At 62.3% G+C, this 14520-nt stretch carries 20 protein-coding genes, 1 tRNA gene and 1 pseudogene; 12 read left to right on the forward strand and 10 right to left on the reverse strand.

From position 1 onward, the window contains the following. Window positions 1-234 precede the first annotated feature (234 nt). A complete protein-coding gene (locus AUQ37_RS07690) occupies window positions 235-957 on the reverse strand; it encodes a DUF169 domain-containing protein (RefSeq protein ID WP_058748097.1) in 723 nt (240 codons plus the stop codon). A gap of 196 nt (window positions 958-1153) precedes the next feature. Here AUQ37_RS07690 and argF point away from each other — a divergent pair, with 196 nt between their 5' ends. Continuing rightward, on the forward strand, window positions 1154-2071 hold the full coding sequence (gene argF / locus AUQ37_RS07695; RefSeq protein ID WP_058748098.1) for an ornithine carbamoyltransferase: 918 nt from the start codon (window positions 1154-1156) through the stop codon (window positions 2069-2071). Between the two features lie 56 nt (window positions 2072-2127). Here argF and AUQ37_RS11490 read toward each other — a convergent pair whose 3' ends face one another. Both AUQ37_RS11490 and AUQ37_RS11495 read right to left on the reverse strand, forming a co-directional pair. After that, window positions 2128-2898, reverse strand: a complete 771-nt coding sequence (locus tag AUQ37_RS11490) for a DHHA1 domain-containing protein (RefSeq protein ID WP_201013865.1) — start codon at window positions 2896-2898, stop codon at window positions 2128-2130. A gap of 110 nt (window positions 2899-3008) precedes the next feature. Continuing rightward, complete coding sequence (locus AUQ37_RS11495; RefSeq protein ID WP_201013866.1) at window positions 3009-3572, reverse strand: DHH family phosphoesterase; 564 nt, start codon at window positions 3570-3572, stop codon at window positions 3009-3011. Between the two features lie 75 nt (window positions 3573-3647). Here AUQ37_RS11495 and AUQ37_RS07705 point away from each other — a divergent pair, with 75 nt between their 5' ends. The 8 genes and pseudogenes from AUQ37_RS07705 (at window position 3648) to AUQ37_RS07740 (ending at window position 8817) form a co-directional block, all read left to right on the forward strand. After that, on the forward strand, window positions 3648-4388 hold the full coding sequence (locus AUQ37_RS07705; protein ID WP_058748099.1) for a metallophosphoesterase: 741 nt from the start codon (window positions 3648-3650) through the stop codon (window positions 4386-4388). A gap of 103 nt (window positions 4389-4491) precedes the next feature. Beyond that, a complete protein-coding gene (locus tag AUQ37_RS07710; RefSeq protein ID WP_255354909.1) occupies window positions 4492-5286 on the forward strand; it encodes a uroporphyrinogen decarboxylase family protein in 795 nt (264 codons plus the stop codon). Continuing rightward, a complete protein-coding gene (locus tag AUQ37_RS13110) occupies window positions 5283-5540 on the forward strand; it encodes a uroporphyrinogen decarboxylase family protein (RefSeq protein WP_255354910.1) in 258 nt (85 codons plus the stop codon). Before AUQ37_RS07710 ends, AUQ37_RS13110 begins: the two co-directional genes overlap by 4 nt. A 100-nt stretch (window positions 5541-5640) precedes the next feature. Next, a tRNA-His gene (locus AUQ37_RS07720) sits at window positions 5641-5714 on the forward strand. Window positions 5715-5822: 108 nt separating this feature from the next. Next, on the forward strand, window positions 5823-6518 hold the full coding sequence (locus tag AUQ37_RS07725; protein ID WP_082662474.1) for an NYN domain-containing protein: 696 nt from the start codon (window positions 5823-5825) through the stop codon (window positions 6516-6518). Beyond that, entirely contained in the window at window positions 6505-6984 is a 480-nt protein-coding gene (locus AUQ37_RS07730; RefSeq protein WP_058748103.1) for a hypothetical protein, read from the forward strand. Before AUQ37_RS07725 ends, AUQ37_RS07730 begins: the two co-directional genes overlap by 14 nt. Further along, complete coding sequence (locus tag AUQ37_RS07735) at window positions 6960-7355, forward strand: hypothetical protein (RefSeq protein WP_058748104.1); 396 nt, start codon at window positions 6960-6962, stop codon at window positions 7353-7355. Before AUQ37_RS07730 ends, AUQ37_RS07735 begins: the two co-directional genes overlap by 25 nt. A 10-nt stretch (window positions 7356-7365) precedes the next feature. Further along, a pseudogene (locus tag AUQ37_RS07740) lies at window positions 7366-8817 on the forward strand (RtcB family protein). Here the strand turns inward: AUQ37_RS07740 and AUQ37_RS13115 are convergent. The 4 genes from AUQ37_RS13115 to AUQ37_RS07750 are packed head-to-tail and all read right to left on the reverse strand — an operon-like array spanning window position 8818 to window position 10620. Further along, window positions 8818-9213, reverse strand: a complete 396-nt coding sequence (locus AUQ37_RS13115) for a hypothetical protein (protein WP_201013867.1) — start codon at window positions 9211-9213, stop codon at window positions 8818-8820. Next, window positions 9210-9623, reverse strand: a complete 414-nt coding sequence (locus AUQ37_RS13120; RefSeq protein WP_201013868.1) for a hypothetical protein — start codon at window positions 9621-9623, stop codon at window positions 9210-9212. Before AUQ37_RS13120 ends, AUQ37_RS13115 begins: the two co-directional genes overlap by 4 nt. Before the next feature lie 32 nt (window positions 9624-9655). Continuing rightward, on the reverse strand, window positions 9656-10132 hold the full coding sequence (locus tag AUQ37_RS11510; protein WP_201013869.1) for an HD domain-containing protein: 477 nt from the start codon (window positions 10130-10132) through the stop codon (window positions 9656-9658). Then, window positions 10129-10620 (reverse strand): PUA domain-containing protein, encoded by a 492-nt coding sequence (locus AUQ37_RS07750; protein ID WP_058748164.1) that lies wholly within the window; start codon window positions 10618-10620, stop codon window positions 10129-10131. Before AUQ37_RS07750 ends, AUQ37_RS11510 begins: the two co-directional genes overlap by 4 nt. 97 nt (window positions 10621-10717) lie before the next feature. On the opposite strand from AUQ37_RS07750, the gene AUQ37_RS07755 reads away from it, so the two are divergent. After that, on the forward strand, window positions 10718-11542 hold the full coding sequence (locus AUQ37_RS07755) for a hypothetical protein (RefSeq protein ID WP_058748105.1): 825 nt from the start codon (window positions 10718-10720) through the stop codon (window positions 11540-11542). Here the strand turns inward: AUQ37_RS07755 and AUQ37_RS07760 are convergent. Further along, window positions 11493-12095: a flavodoxin family protein gene (locus AUQ37_RS07760; RefSeq protein ID WP_058748106.1), complete on the reverse strand. Its 603-nt coding sequence runs from the start codon at window positions 12093-12095 to the stop codon at window positions 11493-11495. The genes AUQ37_RS07755 and AUQ37_RS07760 overlap by 50 nt on opposite strands. Then, entirely contained in the window at window positions 12092-12508 is a 417-nt protein-coding gene (locus AUQ37_RS07765) for a VOC family protein (protein ID WP_058748107.1), read from the reverse strand. The genes AUQ37_RS07760 and AUQ37_RS07765 overlap by 4 nt, the downstream gene beginning before the upstream one ends. A gap of 128 nt (window positions 12509-12636) precedes the next feature. Here AUQ37_RS07765 and AUQ37_RS07770 point away from each other — a divergent pair, with 128 nt between their 5' ends. After that, window positions 12637-13545 (forward strand): Mrp/NBP35 family ATP-binding protein, encoded by a 909-nt coding sequence (locus tag AUQ37_RS07770; RefSeq protein ID WP_058748108.1) that lies wholly within the window; start codon window positions 12637-12639, stop codon window positions 13543-13545. Further along, window positions 13542-13922 (forward strand): NifB/NifX family molybdenum-iron cluster-binding protein, encoded by a 381-nt coding sequence (locus tag AUQ37_RS07775; protein WP_058748109.1) that lies wholly within the window; start codon window positions 13542-13544, stop codon window positions 13920-13922. The genes AUQ37_RS07770 and AUQ37_RS07775 overlap by 4 nt, the downstream gene beginning before the upstream one ends. On the opposite strand, the gene AUQ37_RS07780 is transcribed toward AUQ37_RS07775, so the two are convergent. Continuing rightward, window positions 13894-14517, reverse strand: a complete 624-nt coding sequence (locus tag AUQ37_RS07780; protein ID WP_235585033.1) for a radical SAM protein — start codon at window positions 14515-14517, stop codon at window positions 13894-13896. The two genes, AUQ37_RS07775 and AUQ37_RS07780, sit on opposite strands and share 29 nt — an antisense overlap. Window positions 14518-14520: the final 3 nt, after the last annotated feature.

The raw sequence follows: 14520 nt of genomic DNA on the forward strand, positions 1-14520 counted from the left end.
CCTTGCGGATTGAAGGAATGGCTGGCACGTTTTATAAAACATTGCAAAATCGCATGTTTTCAACCAAAAATATCATTTTAAGCTATAACTAAAAGCTGCGGACTCGCCCTGACAGGCAGGGATGCCCCCGCCATTTGTATTTAATGATTTGCGCCGTTAACACAGTTCTTTTGTTAACGGCATAAAAATGCATTTGAATGAGGCTGGGACGGTACTTCGGCCGTCCCGCGCGGTTCAGTCGCGCTTCGCCTTCGCCATCGGGCCGGCGGTGTAGCGGCCGAGGCGGGAGACGTAGCCCTCGATCCGGCCGTACGGGATGCCGACGGCCATCTCATCGGCCTTCATGTCCGTCTTCTTCCTGCACCCAAAGCATCCGATGGAGATGTTAGGCGCCCCGGTCACGATCGGAATGACCGTGATATCCTCGCATGCGCACTGGAAGGGGGACGTGGAGAACGATACCCGGCCGCCGCGCTCAGCGGTCTCGAGCGGGACCACCCAGTAGATCCTCTCGGGGATGTCGACGATCTCGACCGTGTCGGGGACGAAGTCGGCCTTGGCGAGGGGGCAGACCGCCTCTCCGATGACCTTGTACGGGATTACCTTCCGCTCGGCGATCATCTTGGCTGCGGCCTCGGGGGTGTCGTGCATGCCGATCTTGGCATGGAACTCGCCGGACGCTACTTTCTCGGGGGTCTCGGCCATGCCGAGCGCCGAAGACCCCACATGGCAGGATTCGTCCTCGGCCGCCATCGCGAGGCAGGCGCCGTTCTTGGCGGCGAACACCGCCTGGCAGTGGCTCATCTGGGCCTCGGGGCGGGAGCAGCATGCCGGGAACTCCTCCCCCTCGCGGATGAGCTTCACCGCTACGGGTTCATGCCTCAGTTTCAGCGCATCTTTCAGCTGCTGCGCGTAATTCTTGTTCGTGTCCAGGAGGGTCTCTCCGGTGCAGGTCATGATGGCATCATTGCGTTCCGCAGATTTAACGTTGAATATCCGTTAACTATAGTTTCGGACACTGCCCGCCGCCGATATGGCCCGGAACGCGCGTTTCGAACAGAGCGGACCGCGAATTATCATGTTCTTATTACAGCGAAACAGGAACGGGCCGTCAACAGCAACCTATTACTATTTTCGCGTATATCGGAAGGGCATGGGAAAAAGGAATCTGATCTCCGTTGTTGACATGAAGGATGAGTGGCCTGCCCTCGTCGATCTCGGCATCAAGCTCAAGAAGGAGAGGGGGCACCACGGCGACCCCCTCAAGGGCAAGACCCTCGCCATGATGTTCGAGAAGCCCAGCACCAGGACCAGGACTTCCTTCGATGTCGCCATCACCGAGCTCGGGGGGCATGCGCTCTACCTCGACGTCAGCAAGATGCAGATGGGCCACGGGGAGACCGTGGAGGACACCGCGAGGGTCCTCAGCCGCTTCGTGCACGGCATCATGTACCGCGCCTTCGACTACAAGATGATGGACAAGCTCGGCGAGTGGGCCACCGTCCCCGTCATCAGCGGGCTCGACAACCTCGAGCACCCCTGCCAGGCACTGGCCGACATGATCACCATCAAAGAGAAGTTCGGCAACTTCCACGGGAGGAAGCTCGTCTTCCTCGGCGACGGCAACAACGTCTGCAACTCGCTGCTCTACGCCTGCGCCATCATGGGCATGGACATGGTCGCCTGCTGCCCCGCCACCAGGATGCCGAACGCGGAGATCCTGTACAATGCGACCCAGATCGCCAACGCCAACGGGAGCAAGATCATCGCGTCCCACGACCCTCAGGAGGCATGCAAGGACGCGGACGTGCTCTACACCGACACCTGGATCTCCATGGGCGACACCATATCGGTCGAGGAGGCCGTGAAGCTGTTCCAGATGTACCAGATCAACGACGACCTGCTCAAGATCGCGAAGCCCGACTGCATCGTGATGCACTGCCTCCCCGCCCACCGCGGGCAGGAGATCACCAACGATGTCATCGAGAGCCCGCACAGCGTCGTCTTCGACGAGGCCGAGAACAGGCTCCACGCCCAGAAGGCCGTCCTCTACACCCTGATGAAGGATTGAAACCGGGGCGGGCCGCAGCCCGCCCCCGTCTTCCGGAATCATGCATTTCCGGGTATTCAGTCCCGGCCGGCATCCCCAGCGCGTTCCGTCTGCGCTTCTATCTCGGCCTCGGCGGCATCGAGGAAAGCTTCCTCCGATCCTTCCGGGATCGTCGCCCCTGCGGCCACCGAATGGCCCCCTCCGAGCCCGCCCACCTTGGCAGCGGCATCTTTCATGACAAGTGCCAGATCGAGGCCTTCCGATACCAGTTCCCTCGGTGCGCGGGCCGAGACCTTGATGCCGTCGTCGGAAGCGGCGAAGGCCACTATCGGCAGGCCTGGGTCAGTGCCCTCGGAGCCGAGCAGCATCCCCGCGACGATCCCCACCACGGTGTCCCTGATCTCCTGCCCGGCGTCGAACCACTGAAGGTAGCGGCGCCTGCGTATGAGGTGGTTGGCCTTCACGAGGTCCAGCGCGGCGGCGATGTTCTTCCTGTGGTCGGCGCGGTTGCGCTCGGCGTCGGCCATCGCCGAGAGGTCGCCCTTGCAGAGCCTGTCCCCGGTGCGGCAGTCATCGTACCTTCCGCAGGAGTTCAGGAGGGTCGCGAACTCCTTGGCGTCGTGGAGGCCGGAATGCAGCCTGTAACGCTCGATCCCGTAGACCTCGCCGATGATGGCGGGCCGGTCCCCGGGGGCCGCGTTCGAGAGGAGCTCGTCGGCGATCACCGCCCGGTCCCCTGGATCGAGGTCGCACCAGGTGCGCCTCTTCCCATCGGCGCCGGCCTCGGCGATGCCGTAGCGCCCAAGCAGGGCCTGGCAGGCCTCGCGGGTATCGGTGAGGCCCTTCACCGCCGGCTCCCCGTACTGCAGGTACGAGACGACCCCGCGGCTCTCCCGCCCGAAATAGCGGATCCCCTGGGAGACCGAGACGTCGCCCTCGACGATAGCGTCCTCCAGGATCAGGCGGTTCCAGCTGACGAGCTTGGAGCAGCGGTCGTCCTGGAAATCCCCCAGGCGCCGACGACCGCGAGATATGCCAGATCGCGGTTCCGGGGATCTATCTCCTTCGCCAGGAGGTAGGTCATGCCGGCCCCGCAGACCTCGTACGAGCCGGACCTGCCGTAGAGGTGGGGGTTAAGCTGATAGGCCCTGCGGAAGCTGTCGAGCATGGTCTGCCCGCGCTTCCTCCATTCCGGGTCGGGGACGTGATGGTCGGTGACGACGATGCCGTCCCTGATGAAGCGGGACATGTAGGCGCTGCCCAGGTCGCATACCCAGACGAGGTCCCGGCCGCAGGAGTTTATCATCTCCACGGTGTCCTCCGAGATCTTCTTCTCGTAATCGACGGCGAAATCCTTGCCCAGGCGCTCCAGGGCGGCCGATGCGATCGCGCCGGCGGATATCCCGTCGGCATCGATGTGCGTGACCACCAGGACCGAACCGGCGCCCCTGACGGTGCCGGCGGCTTTCCTGAGCTCTGATGACAGCCTCGGGTCGATCCCGTCGGGCACGGCAGCTTCCATCGGACCCGTATACGGGCAGCATGGTATTAAGCGCTCGCAGGCTGGAGGAAGGAAAGACGGATTAACCCCCGTTCCATGGGACATGCCATGGGAGCGAGGACGGTCAGGATCATGCCGGGGGCGACGATAACCAACGACAGGTGCCTGATCCTGGACGACGGCCCTACCGCGGTGGTCGGGGACCTCCACCTGGGATATGAGAGCGCCCTCGAGGACGAGGGCATGTTCATCCCCAGGATCAACACCGAATCCGTGCGCGAGAGGCTCAACGAGGTCATCGACCGCTACGAGCCCGGGCGCATAGTCCTGCTCGGGGACATCAAGCACGATTTCCGCCGCTCCAGCTACAAGGCCAGAGAGGAGGTCAGGAGCATCGTGAAGCTGGTCTCCGACGCGGCCGAGACCGTGGTCATAAAGGGGAACCACGACAACTACCTGCAGAACATCGTGGGCGACATGGGCCTCACCGCCGTGGATAACATAGATATCGGAGGTTTCAGGCTCGAGCACGGCCATGTGGACTCCGGCGTGCGCCCGGTGATCATCGGCCATGAGCACCCGTCCGTGAGGATACCCGGGGAGCTCAGCGGAAGCGTCAAGCTGCAGTGCTACGTGGTCGCCAGGAAGGAAGGGGTCATCGTCATTCCTCCCTTCAGCCGCTTCGCCTCCGGCAACGACCTCAACCCCGGGCCCGATGCCGTCATGGCCCCCGCCCTGAAGGCGTGCGACATAGAGAACGCCGAGATCTACGGCATCAGCGAGATGGGCCTGATGGAGTTCGGGAAGCTCGAGGACATCTCCATGCTGAGCATCTGAACAGGCGGCCGCCCCGAGCGCGGCGCTGCCGGCACCGCCTGCCTGCGGTTCATCTTCTTTTTTATAGATGCTTGCGCATTCGTGAGCCAAGGAGACACAAATCATGGCAATGACTCCCAGAGAAAGAGTAACCGCAGCTATGAACAAAGAGAACCTCGACAGGCCCCCGGCGGCCATCTTCACCCAGTCCGCCACCATCGGCCAGATGGACGCCACCGGCGCCGCCTGGCCCGAGGCCCACAAGAACGCTGAGGTCATGGCGAAACTCGCTGCCGCTCAGGCCGATGTCTTCGGATTCGAGTGCTGCAGGACCTCGTTCTGCCTGACCGCCGAGGCCGAGAGGCTCGGATGCGTCGTCGATGTCACCAAGAAGGACGCGGCCCCCATGATCAAGAGCCACCCCTTCAAGTTCGACTGCATGGAGGGCGTCTACGACGACCCCGCCGCGCTCATGCCTGCCGACGAGTTCCTCAAGGGAGGCCGTGTCGCTGAGGTCATCAAATCCGCCGCTATCCTCAAGAAGAACAAGGGGAACGACTACTGCATCGTCGCCGGAACCACCGGGCCCTTCACCCTGGCCGGCCACATGGTCAGCACCGAGAACCTCATCTTCGGAATGATGATGGCCCCTGAGGAGGTCGACAAGTGGACCGCCGCCATCACCCCCTACTGCAAAGAGTACGCCCAGGCCCTCATCGACAACGGCGCCGACATCATCCAGATGTCCGAGCCCTCGGGATCCACCGACATGCTCGCCCCCGAGATGTTCCAGGAGGCCGCCGGCAGGGCCGTCACCGCTTCCCTCGGAGCCACCAACGGCGGCCTCGGCAACATCCTCCACATCTGCGGAGACGCTACCCCATCATCGACCAGATGGCCGCCTGCGGCCCGTCCGTGAAGGGTATCTCCATCGAGGAGAAGGTCGACCCCTACAAGGCTGTCGAGAAGGTCGGCGGAAAGACCGTCCTGGTCGGAAACGTCGGATCTGTGAAGCCCCTCTTCCAGGGAACCCCCGAGGAGGTCAAGGAAGGCGTCTTCAAGTCCTGCGACGCCGGCTTCAACATCATCTCCTCCGGATGCGGAATCGCTCCCGCTACCTCGGACGAGAACATGAGGGCCTTCGTCGAGGCCGTCAAGAACTTCAAGCACTGAGTTCCTGACCCTGAAACCCTTTACCGGGAGGCCCGGCCTCCCGGCCTTCTTCTCACAATATTTATCTATAAAAACGGGATAGACCGGTTCTGACCAGATGGCTGGGATAGTATAGCCTGGTTAGTATAGGGGACTGTGGATCCCTTGACTCGAGTTCAAATCTCGGTCCCGGCCCTCCCTTCGCATTTTCCTGCACTGCGGATCGATTTCCGCTGATTCCCGTGAGCGGTTTTAATAAACGGGCGGCTTATCTGAGCCGGGGCACGGTCCCCGGATGATATTATGACTCTTGTAAACAGCAGAAGAGACGACAGGGTGATGGTGTTCATCGACCTGATGAACATGGAGCTGAGCGTGAAGCCGTTCGAGGCCGAGAAGTTCAGGCTGGATTATCCCATGATGGTAAGGGAGCTTGTAGGGGAACGCGACCTGGTGGGCGCTTATGTTTTCGATACCGGGCTGGACGGCGGGCAGAACGACAAGATGCGCCCGTTCCACGATAAGCTCAGCTATCAGGGTTTCCGTGTCATGACCAGGGACTCCTACGATCCCGAGAGGAAGGAGCAGAAGGAGATCGACGTGGCCATGGCCTGCGAGATGGTGACCCATGCCCTCCAGGACCATTACGATGTCGCTATAGTGGTGAGCGGGGACGGGGATTTCGTACCGGCCATACAGCATGTGCAGTCGGCAGGCAAGATGGTCGAGGTGGCATCGTTCTCCAATTCGGTGAGCGGGCGCATAAAGCGCTTCGCCGACAGGTTCTATGCATTGGAGAAGATGCCCATACTGAGCGCGTTCAACTACCCCAACGAGAAGGACCCAGAGGAAAAGACCGGCGCCGATAAGGACAGTGCAGAGAGCGCCGCCGCGGCGGATGCCCCGGAGCATGCCGATGAAGCTCCTGCGGCGGCCGCTGTCCTGCCCGAACAGCCCGAGCAGAAGGCCCAGGAGGCGGAGCGATATGAACCGCGATGATTTCGTCTACTCGCATGTATCGAAGTTCGGCATCAACGACGGGGACTGGAGGTACCTCACCCAGTCCGCTGCCCTGAAGTTCGAGATGGATAAGAAAGGCAACGTCTCGTCCATATACAAGGGGCTCTACGTCTACCGCGACCGCGATTCGGAGGAGAACATACTTCCCGGGGAGACGTGGATCGTCTCCCTCACCCTCAACCCCAAGACCGAGAGCAATTACTTCGCGAAGGGAATCATGAGGATCGACGCCAGGTTCCTCTTCGACCTGGAGAAGGACCAGATGGACGAGATCGCCGATGCGTCTGGAACAACTGCCGGAAGGAGATCGAGGAGAGCTTCGCCTCGAGGTTCGAGGCCGAGAAGAGCAAACTCGTCGAGGAAGCGGTCGCCGAGAGGACCGCTGCATACAAGAGCCAGATCGATGAGGCCAACGCCAAGGTGTCGTCCCTCGAGAACAAGATAGAGGAGGATGCGCAGATCATCGATTCGCTCAAGAAGAAGCAGGCTGCCCCCGAGGCCGCTCCCGATGCCGCAGCCGCGGCCATCCCCGGGTTCGAGTCCCTCGGCAGGCAGTTCCCGACCGAGATCGACGTCATGCGCATCGGCCCCGATACCCTCTATTCCTCGGATTTCAGCGGCAGGTACAGCGCGCATGTCAGCGCGGACAGGAGGAAGCTCCTGATGGTGCCGGACGCCAACGGGCCCGTCATCTGCATCGAGAACATGGTGACTATCGCCGGCCTCAGCTACATGGTGCCGTACAACGGCCAGGAGCATAAGCTGATCAGCAAGTACAGCCCCGTCCACGGCGGTGTGCTGATATTCATCTCGTGAGGTCTGGCACATGGGAACCGAATGGAAAGGCAAGATCGAGAAGGTCGATGAGCACAGGTGGAGGATCCCCAAAGAGGAGTTCCCCTGGATGAGGACGGACGCCGTCCTCTATTCGAACGACCGCCTCATATCGACGGCGCTCGGGGACAATTCGCCACAGCAGGCGGCCAACGTCGCCGCCCTGCCCGGGATCGTCGGGAACTCCATGGCCATGCCCGACATGCATTGGGGATACGGATTCCCCATCGGCGGAGTCGCCGCGGTAGACGCCTACGAAGGCAGCATCTCCCCCGGAGGGATCGGGTTCGACATAAACTGCGGGGTGCGCCTCATCAAGACCGACCTCACCCTGGAGGACATCGGCGACGTCAAGCCCCTGATGGACGAGCTCTACCGGAACATACCCTCGGGGCTCGGCTCCAAAGGGCTCACCAGGATCACCGACAGGGACCTCTCGGACATACTCGAATCGGGATCGGAATGGGCCGTCGAGAACGGCTACGGCTGGGAAAGCGACCTGGACGTCACCGAGGAGAAGGGCTGCATGAAGGACGCCGACCCGGCCGGGGTCAGCGACAGGGCCCGCAAGCGCGGGCTCTCGGAGCTCGGCTCGATCGGCTCCGGCAACCATTTCCTCGAACTGGATGTGGTCGACGACGTGTTCGACGAGGCCACCGCCAAAGCGTACGGCCTGAAGAAGGGCTGCGTGACTATCACCGTCCACTGCGGCTCGCGCGGACTGGGACATCAGATAGCCACCGAGTACGTGCAGAAGATGGAGCGCTACATGAAGCGTCCGGAGTGCAGCTCCCCGACCGCCAGCTGGCCTGCGCCCCGCTGTCGTCCTCCCTCGGCGCGGAGTACTACCGCGCCATGTGCTGCGGCGCCAACTACGCATGGGCCAACAGCAGATGATCACCTCGTGGGCCAGGGAGTCCTTCGAGAAGATCCTGGGGGATTCGGCCGAGAGCATGGGGATGGAGGTCGTCTACGATGTGGCGCACAACATCGCCAAGATGGAGGCGCACACCTCCGACGGCAGCAGGCGTGACGTGCTCGTGCACAGGAAGGGCGCCACCCGCGCGTTCGCCCCCGGCAGGCCGGAGATAACCCAGAAATACCGCGACTTCGGGCAGCCGGTCCTCATACCCGGGGACATGTCCACCGGCACTTACGTGCTCGCCGGCAGGAAGGGCGCCATGGAGCAGACCTTCGGGTCGACCTGCCACGGCGCCGGGAGCAGATGTCCAGGAAGACAGCCGTGGAGCAGCTGAACATCGCCGATATCAGGAGGAGGATGGCCGATGAGGGGATATACCTCAGGTCGGCCTCCGACGACGGCGTCCTCGAGGAGGCGCCTCAGGCCTACAAGAACGTCAGCGACGTCATCGAGGTGGTCTGCGGGGCCGGCCTGACGGCCAAGGTCGCGAAGCTCACCCCGATAGGGGTCGTGAAGGGCTGATCAGAGACCCAGCACCTTGGAGGCCGCCTTGGCCACGGCCTCCTTCCTCCCCTCGGGGCAGGCGACCTGCACCGTCCATCCGTAGGGCTCCCTGGACTGAAGGGCCTTCGCGATCGCGGAGGTCCTGGTAAGGGACCTGACCTTCCCATCCGGGTCCACGATGGACACGTCGGTCTTCCCGATCTTCACCTGGGTCTTCATGACGGACGGGGGCGCGCTGATGACAGCGACCTCCGATACGTCGATCCCAGCCCTGTCGGCGATGGCCTTCTCGAGGTCCAGGCGCTCCCTGAACCCGGAATAGCGTCCCAGCAGCGCGATCAGGTCGTCCCCGGTGTCCTGCTCCGAGACCGTCAGCGCCCTTTTGTAGAACCTGCGCCCGAGGATGCTCCTCATGAGCTAGAAGGGACGCCGCCGTACGAGATCAGCGCCTGGGTCATGTCGGAGTCATCCCATAGATAGATGTCCGAGAGGTCGAGGTCCTCGGCCGCGCAGACCGCTTTGACGACCATCCTCTCGATGATCTTCGCAGTCGGATGGAAGTAGACGGAAGAATACATCAGGGCGCGGGACACCATCAGCCCCTCTGCGGCCGGGGCCCCGTTCCTGGATATGCATATCCTGTCGTTGACCACCCTCATGGTGGTGAGGAGGCGGTCCAGGTCTATCTTGCCCATGACCACCCCCGTGTAATGGGCGTCGCGGAGGAGATAGTCCATCTGGTCCGCGTCCACCGGGCCGTGTATGATCTGGTGGATGTAATCCTTGGACGGGAAATGGTCCACCGGGCCGTCGAACCTCATCATGTCCAGGTCGCGCTCGGTGCTCTCCGGGAACGCTATGAGGTCGCAGACTCCTGCGCGTCGATGCCGGCATCCTCCAGGATGCTGCCGATGGGCTCCGATCCCCCGCAGATGTCCCCGTCGCGGTCCAGGTAGTACTTCCCCCTGCCGGTGATGAGGTTCCTCGCGAGCTCCATGTGGTCGAGCCCCGTGGCCTCCTCCATGACCCCTTCCAGGGTATGGGAGAACGGCGAATGGCAGATGTCATGCATGAGGGCGGCGGTCCTGACCGCGTCCGAGTCCTCTCCGGACAGCCCCAGCGCGTCCGACATCCTGCAGGCGATATGATAAGTCCCGAGGCAGTGCTCGAAACGGGTGTGGTTGGCCCCGGGGAAGACATAATACCCCAGGCCGAGCTGCCTGACCCCCCTCAGCCTCTGCATCTCGCGGCGGTCGAGGATATCCAGGCATATTCCGTCCACGTTCACGGCCCCGTGCACGGGGTCGTAGACCGTCTTCACCTTCCCGTTCACTCGCCTGCCTTCCAGAGCTTGTCGCCGACGTAGGTGAGGGATTTGACCGCTTTGCCGGGCTTCTTCGCCGCCAGGTCCGCTCCGGACCTGAGCGCCACCCCGATGGCCAGGGGCATCTTGTTCTTCGAATCGCGGATCCAGACGCAGTCGCCCTCGGCGATGCCGGGATCGCATTCCACGATGCCGGGGCCCATGCAGTCGGCGCCGTTGGTGATGAACGGCACCGCGCCCATGTCCACTGTCACGTATCTCTTGACAGGCTTGTACCTGATCACACCTCTCACGGTCAGGAAGGGCTTCCCTTCGTAAACTATCCCCAGGATGTCGTTGCCGACGAACAGGAGATCGAAGTCCGTGCTCTCGGCGCGGTCGACCGGCTCCCCTTCGCTGAAAACCGGGACCCCCAGAGCAGCCTCGATCTCGTCTGCGAAGGCCTTGACCTCTTTGTTCCTGAGCCTCTTCCTCTTGCGGATCCTGATATCGGCCATATGGTTCCCCATATCCGCCCACGCAATAGTATGTTTCGGTCCTCCGGCCCGCGTGCGCCGTCATGCTAATAATCGGGCACACGATACACCGTGCTACATGGGAATCAACATAGCACTCTGCGAGACCGAGGCTGAGAAGGCGCCCTGCCGCAGCCTCAAGATGGAAGTACGCCGCGCCAGGACCGATGCCGCGGGGTTCGACGACTACATGATCTATGAGGAGAAGGTCTCCCTCGATGATGCCAGGAACGTGTTCCCGGACTTCGAAGGGTTCCTCAAGAGGAACAGGATCAACGCCGAGACGGACGCCGTCTACATGGACAAGGTCAAGAAGGACGAGGACCGCGAGGCCCTCTCGAAATATGTGAAGAAGACGGCGACCGGATGGATCGACCTCACCCGCATGGACGCGGCCACGAAGGAGAAGGCGCTGAAGGCCGCTGGCCCCGACGACCGCACCACCGCCTGGGACGACCTGGACTTCGATTCGATGAACAAGATGTGCTCCGAGTGCCCGCTCTCCTGGGACAAGGGGCGCGGATGCATGGGGACCTTCGGGCCCGCCACCAGCAAGCTCCCCGAGATCGCCCGCAAGTACGGATGCCCCATCATCGGAGCGACCTTCGAGAACGCCGCCGCGATGAAGAAGCTGACCCCCGAGGATGCGAAGGCCGTCCTCAAGGAGGTCGAGATCCTGAAGCCCGCCCTCGAGAAGGAAGGGAAGATGGCCGTCCACAGGTACATGGGGCCCCTGGAGAGAATCGAGCCGCGGCCAAGGTCTCCTCCGAGTACAGCTGCGGATTCTATTTCTTCTGAAGAAAACACGGGGGAGAGCGGGCAGGCCCTGAACAGGGCCGTCCGTCCTCCGATGTTCAGTTCCGGCGCTGCCGGCCTCGCTGCAGCCCGGCGTTCCGCTCCATGAGCCGGGACATGTTGGCGGCGAGGCTCTTGAGGCCCTTCATGGCGGCCTCGTCCTTCTCGTACCCGGGCGAGTCCAGGGCCCTGAACAGGGGCAGGGGGAACGCACCGGCCACAGAGACCTCGTTCCTGAGGAGCCAGAACGTCAGATGGCCGTATGCCAGCTCCCCGCCTTCGTGGGCGCAGACCGTGACGACGCCGCCCACTTTCCCCCTGAGCCCGTGGTCGCCCACCGAGAGGCACAGGTCGGCCCTCTCGAGGAACGCCTGCATGTTGGACGGGACCGACCCGCCGTAAGCGGGAGCGGCGAGGATGATACCGTCGGCGGACCTCATCTCGTCGAGGATGTCGTTCATATCGTCGTCCTCAATGATGCACCTCCCGTCCCCGCGCATCTCGCAGGTGCGGCAGTCGTTGCACAGGCCCAGTTCGTTATCGTACACGGTTATCTGCTCGGTCTCGATCCCGGCCCTCTCGAACTCGTCTGACAGCGCGATGCAGATGTTGCTGGTGTTCCCGATCAGACGGGAGCTTCCGTTCAGTATGACTACTTTCATTCAAGTTCCTCCGGTTTCTTCACGGGCGCATCCGTCTCGATAGCGTACAGGATGTTCCCGTCGGTATCGAAGAACGAGGTGGCCACTCCCATAGGCAGACGCTTGGGGTCGAGCTTGAAGCTCACACCCTCGTCGATCAGCCTGCGGTGCAGGTTGTAGGGGCTGTCCACGCCGATGAATATCCCGGTGTCGATCCCGATCTTCTCAGACCGGAATATGCGGATTATGCAGGAGCCGCGCCTGACCACACACTCGTTCCCGCCCGCGTACACCGTGTCCATCATCAGTATGTCCCTGTAGAACCCCAGCGCCCTTCCGGGATCGGCGGACGGCACCGAGACCATGAAGATGCTCTCCGGGAGCCCCTCGGTCGTATACTCGAAATTCCCTCCTCCGGGATCGCCTATGGGCATGGCTGGCGGTATCCGCGAGCAGATAGACAAAACCTGCGGTATGGAAGCGGGCATGCGGCGTGCGGCCTTCCGGCACCCGCACAAAACCCTATATCGTCATCTGGGGATTACGGGACGAGAGGTAAGAAATGTCAGCACCAGTGCTAAGCGCCGAGGATATCGAGGACCAGACGAAACTACAGAACACCCTGTCGAGGATCAAGCACGTCGTCATCGTGATCTCCGGCAAAGGAGGGGTGGGCAAATCCACCGTCTCCTCGAACCTTGCCGAAGCGCTCACCATGGACGGGTACAGCGTCGGCATCCTGGATGTCGACATCACCGGGCCCAACATCCCTAAGATGTTCCACGTCGAGGATCAGAGGCTGACGGTCGAGAATGAGAAGCTCGTCCCCGTCCAAGTCCCCCCTGCGCTCAAGCTCGTCTCCATGGCCTTCCTGCTCCCCAGCCAGGACGATGCCGTCATGTGGAGGGGCCCCGTCAAGATGGGTGCCGTCAGGCAGCTCCTCGAGGATGTCGAGTGGGGAGACCTCGATTACCTTGTGATCGATATGCCCCCCGGGACCGGAGACGAGGCCCTGTCCATCGTCCAGCTGATCCCCAAGGCGGATGGATGCGTCGTCGTCACCACCCCCCAGGACGTGGCCCTCCTCGACTCCAGGAAGTCCGTGACCTTCGCAAGGCAGACCGGCATCCCCGTGATCGGCATCATCGAGAACATGAGCGGGTTCGTCTGCCCCCACTGCGGGCAGACGGTGGACATCTTCAAATCCGGAGGCGGCGAGAACACCGCCAAAGACATGAACGTCAGGTTCCTCGGCAGGGTCCCGATCGAGCAGGGCGTCATGGCGGCCGGGGACAACGGTATGCCCATCGTCGTCGCCGACCCGTCCTGCGCTTCCGCCAAAGCGTTCATGTCGATCGCCTCGGAGGTCGAGCACATAATCGAGAAGGAACCTGAGTACCTACGCGCCCAGCACGAGGCCTTCGAGAAGGCGCAGAGGGAAGCCCAGGAGAAGGCAGGGCATCAGCAGTGAAGATCGGCGTTCTCACCGAGGGGGACACCCTGGATTCTCTGGTGGCAGAGGATTTCGGCCGCGCCCCCTTCTTCCTCATCGTCGACGGCGACACCCTCGATTACCAAGTGATAGAGAACGAGTTCGCCAACGGCGACGGGCCGGGCTATAAAGTGGCCAAAGCGATCGCCGACCTGAAGCCCGATCACGTCATCTGCGGCGGGATCGGCACCCACGGCCTGAAGATCCTCGAGGATGCCGGCATCCGCGTCTGGTACGATTACGACGATACGGCCGAGAACTGCATCGGCACGGTCAAGGACCGCCTGGCACTCGAGAAGAAGTTCGAAGGGAAGCAGCGAAGGGGGCTCAGACCCCCTTCCTGTCCCCCCATATGATCTTGTGGAGCTGGGGCAGGACCCTGACGTCGAGACGGTCGGCGACGACCCTTTCGGCGATATCCTTCAGTCCGATGCCCCCGACCGGGCTGAATATGACATTGGCCTCGGTCGGATGCTTCTTTATGAAAGCAACAGCGTAATCGTAGTCGCGCCCGTCGGCGATGACGAACTTGAGCTGGTCCTTGGAACCGAGATGTGCCAGATTGCCCAGGTCCATCCTGTCCTGCATGCCGGACGACGGGCATTTGATGTCCATGCTTATGATGAGGTTCCGGGAATCCGGCAGGCCGGCGATGCTCACCGATCCGTTGGTCTCGAGGACCAGCACCTTCCCGGCGGACATTATCGCCGATATGAACTCTTTTGCATCATCCTGCAGGAGCGGCTCGCCCCCGGTCAGGCAGACCGACCTCACATCGCCGATGAGCGCCATTATCTCCGGTACGGACATCTGGGACTTCGCGTCCGACGGATCGAGCGCGTAGCCGGTGTCGCACCATGAGCAGCGGAGGTTGCAGCCGGCCGCCCTGACGAAATAGGTCAGGCGGCCCATCTGCAGGCCCTCGCCCTGGATCGAGAGGAAGGTCTCCACTAT

The organism is Candidatus Methanomethylophilus sp. 1R26 (genome assembly GCF_001481295.1).
Lineage (GTDB): Archaea > Thermoplasmatota > Thermoplasmata > Methanomassiliicoccales > Methanomethylophilaceae > Methanomethylophilus.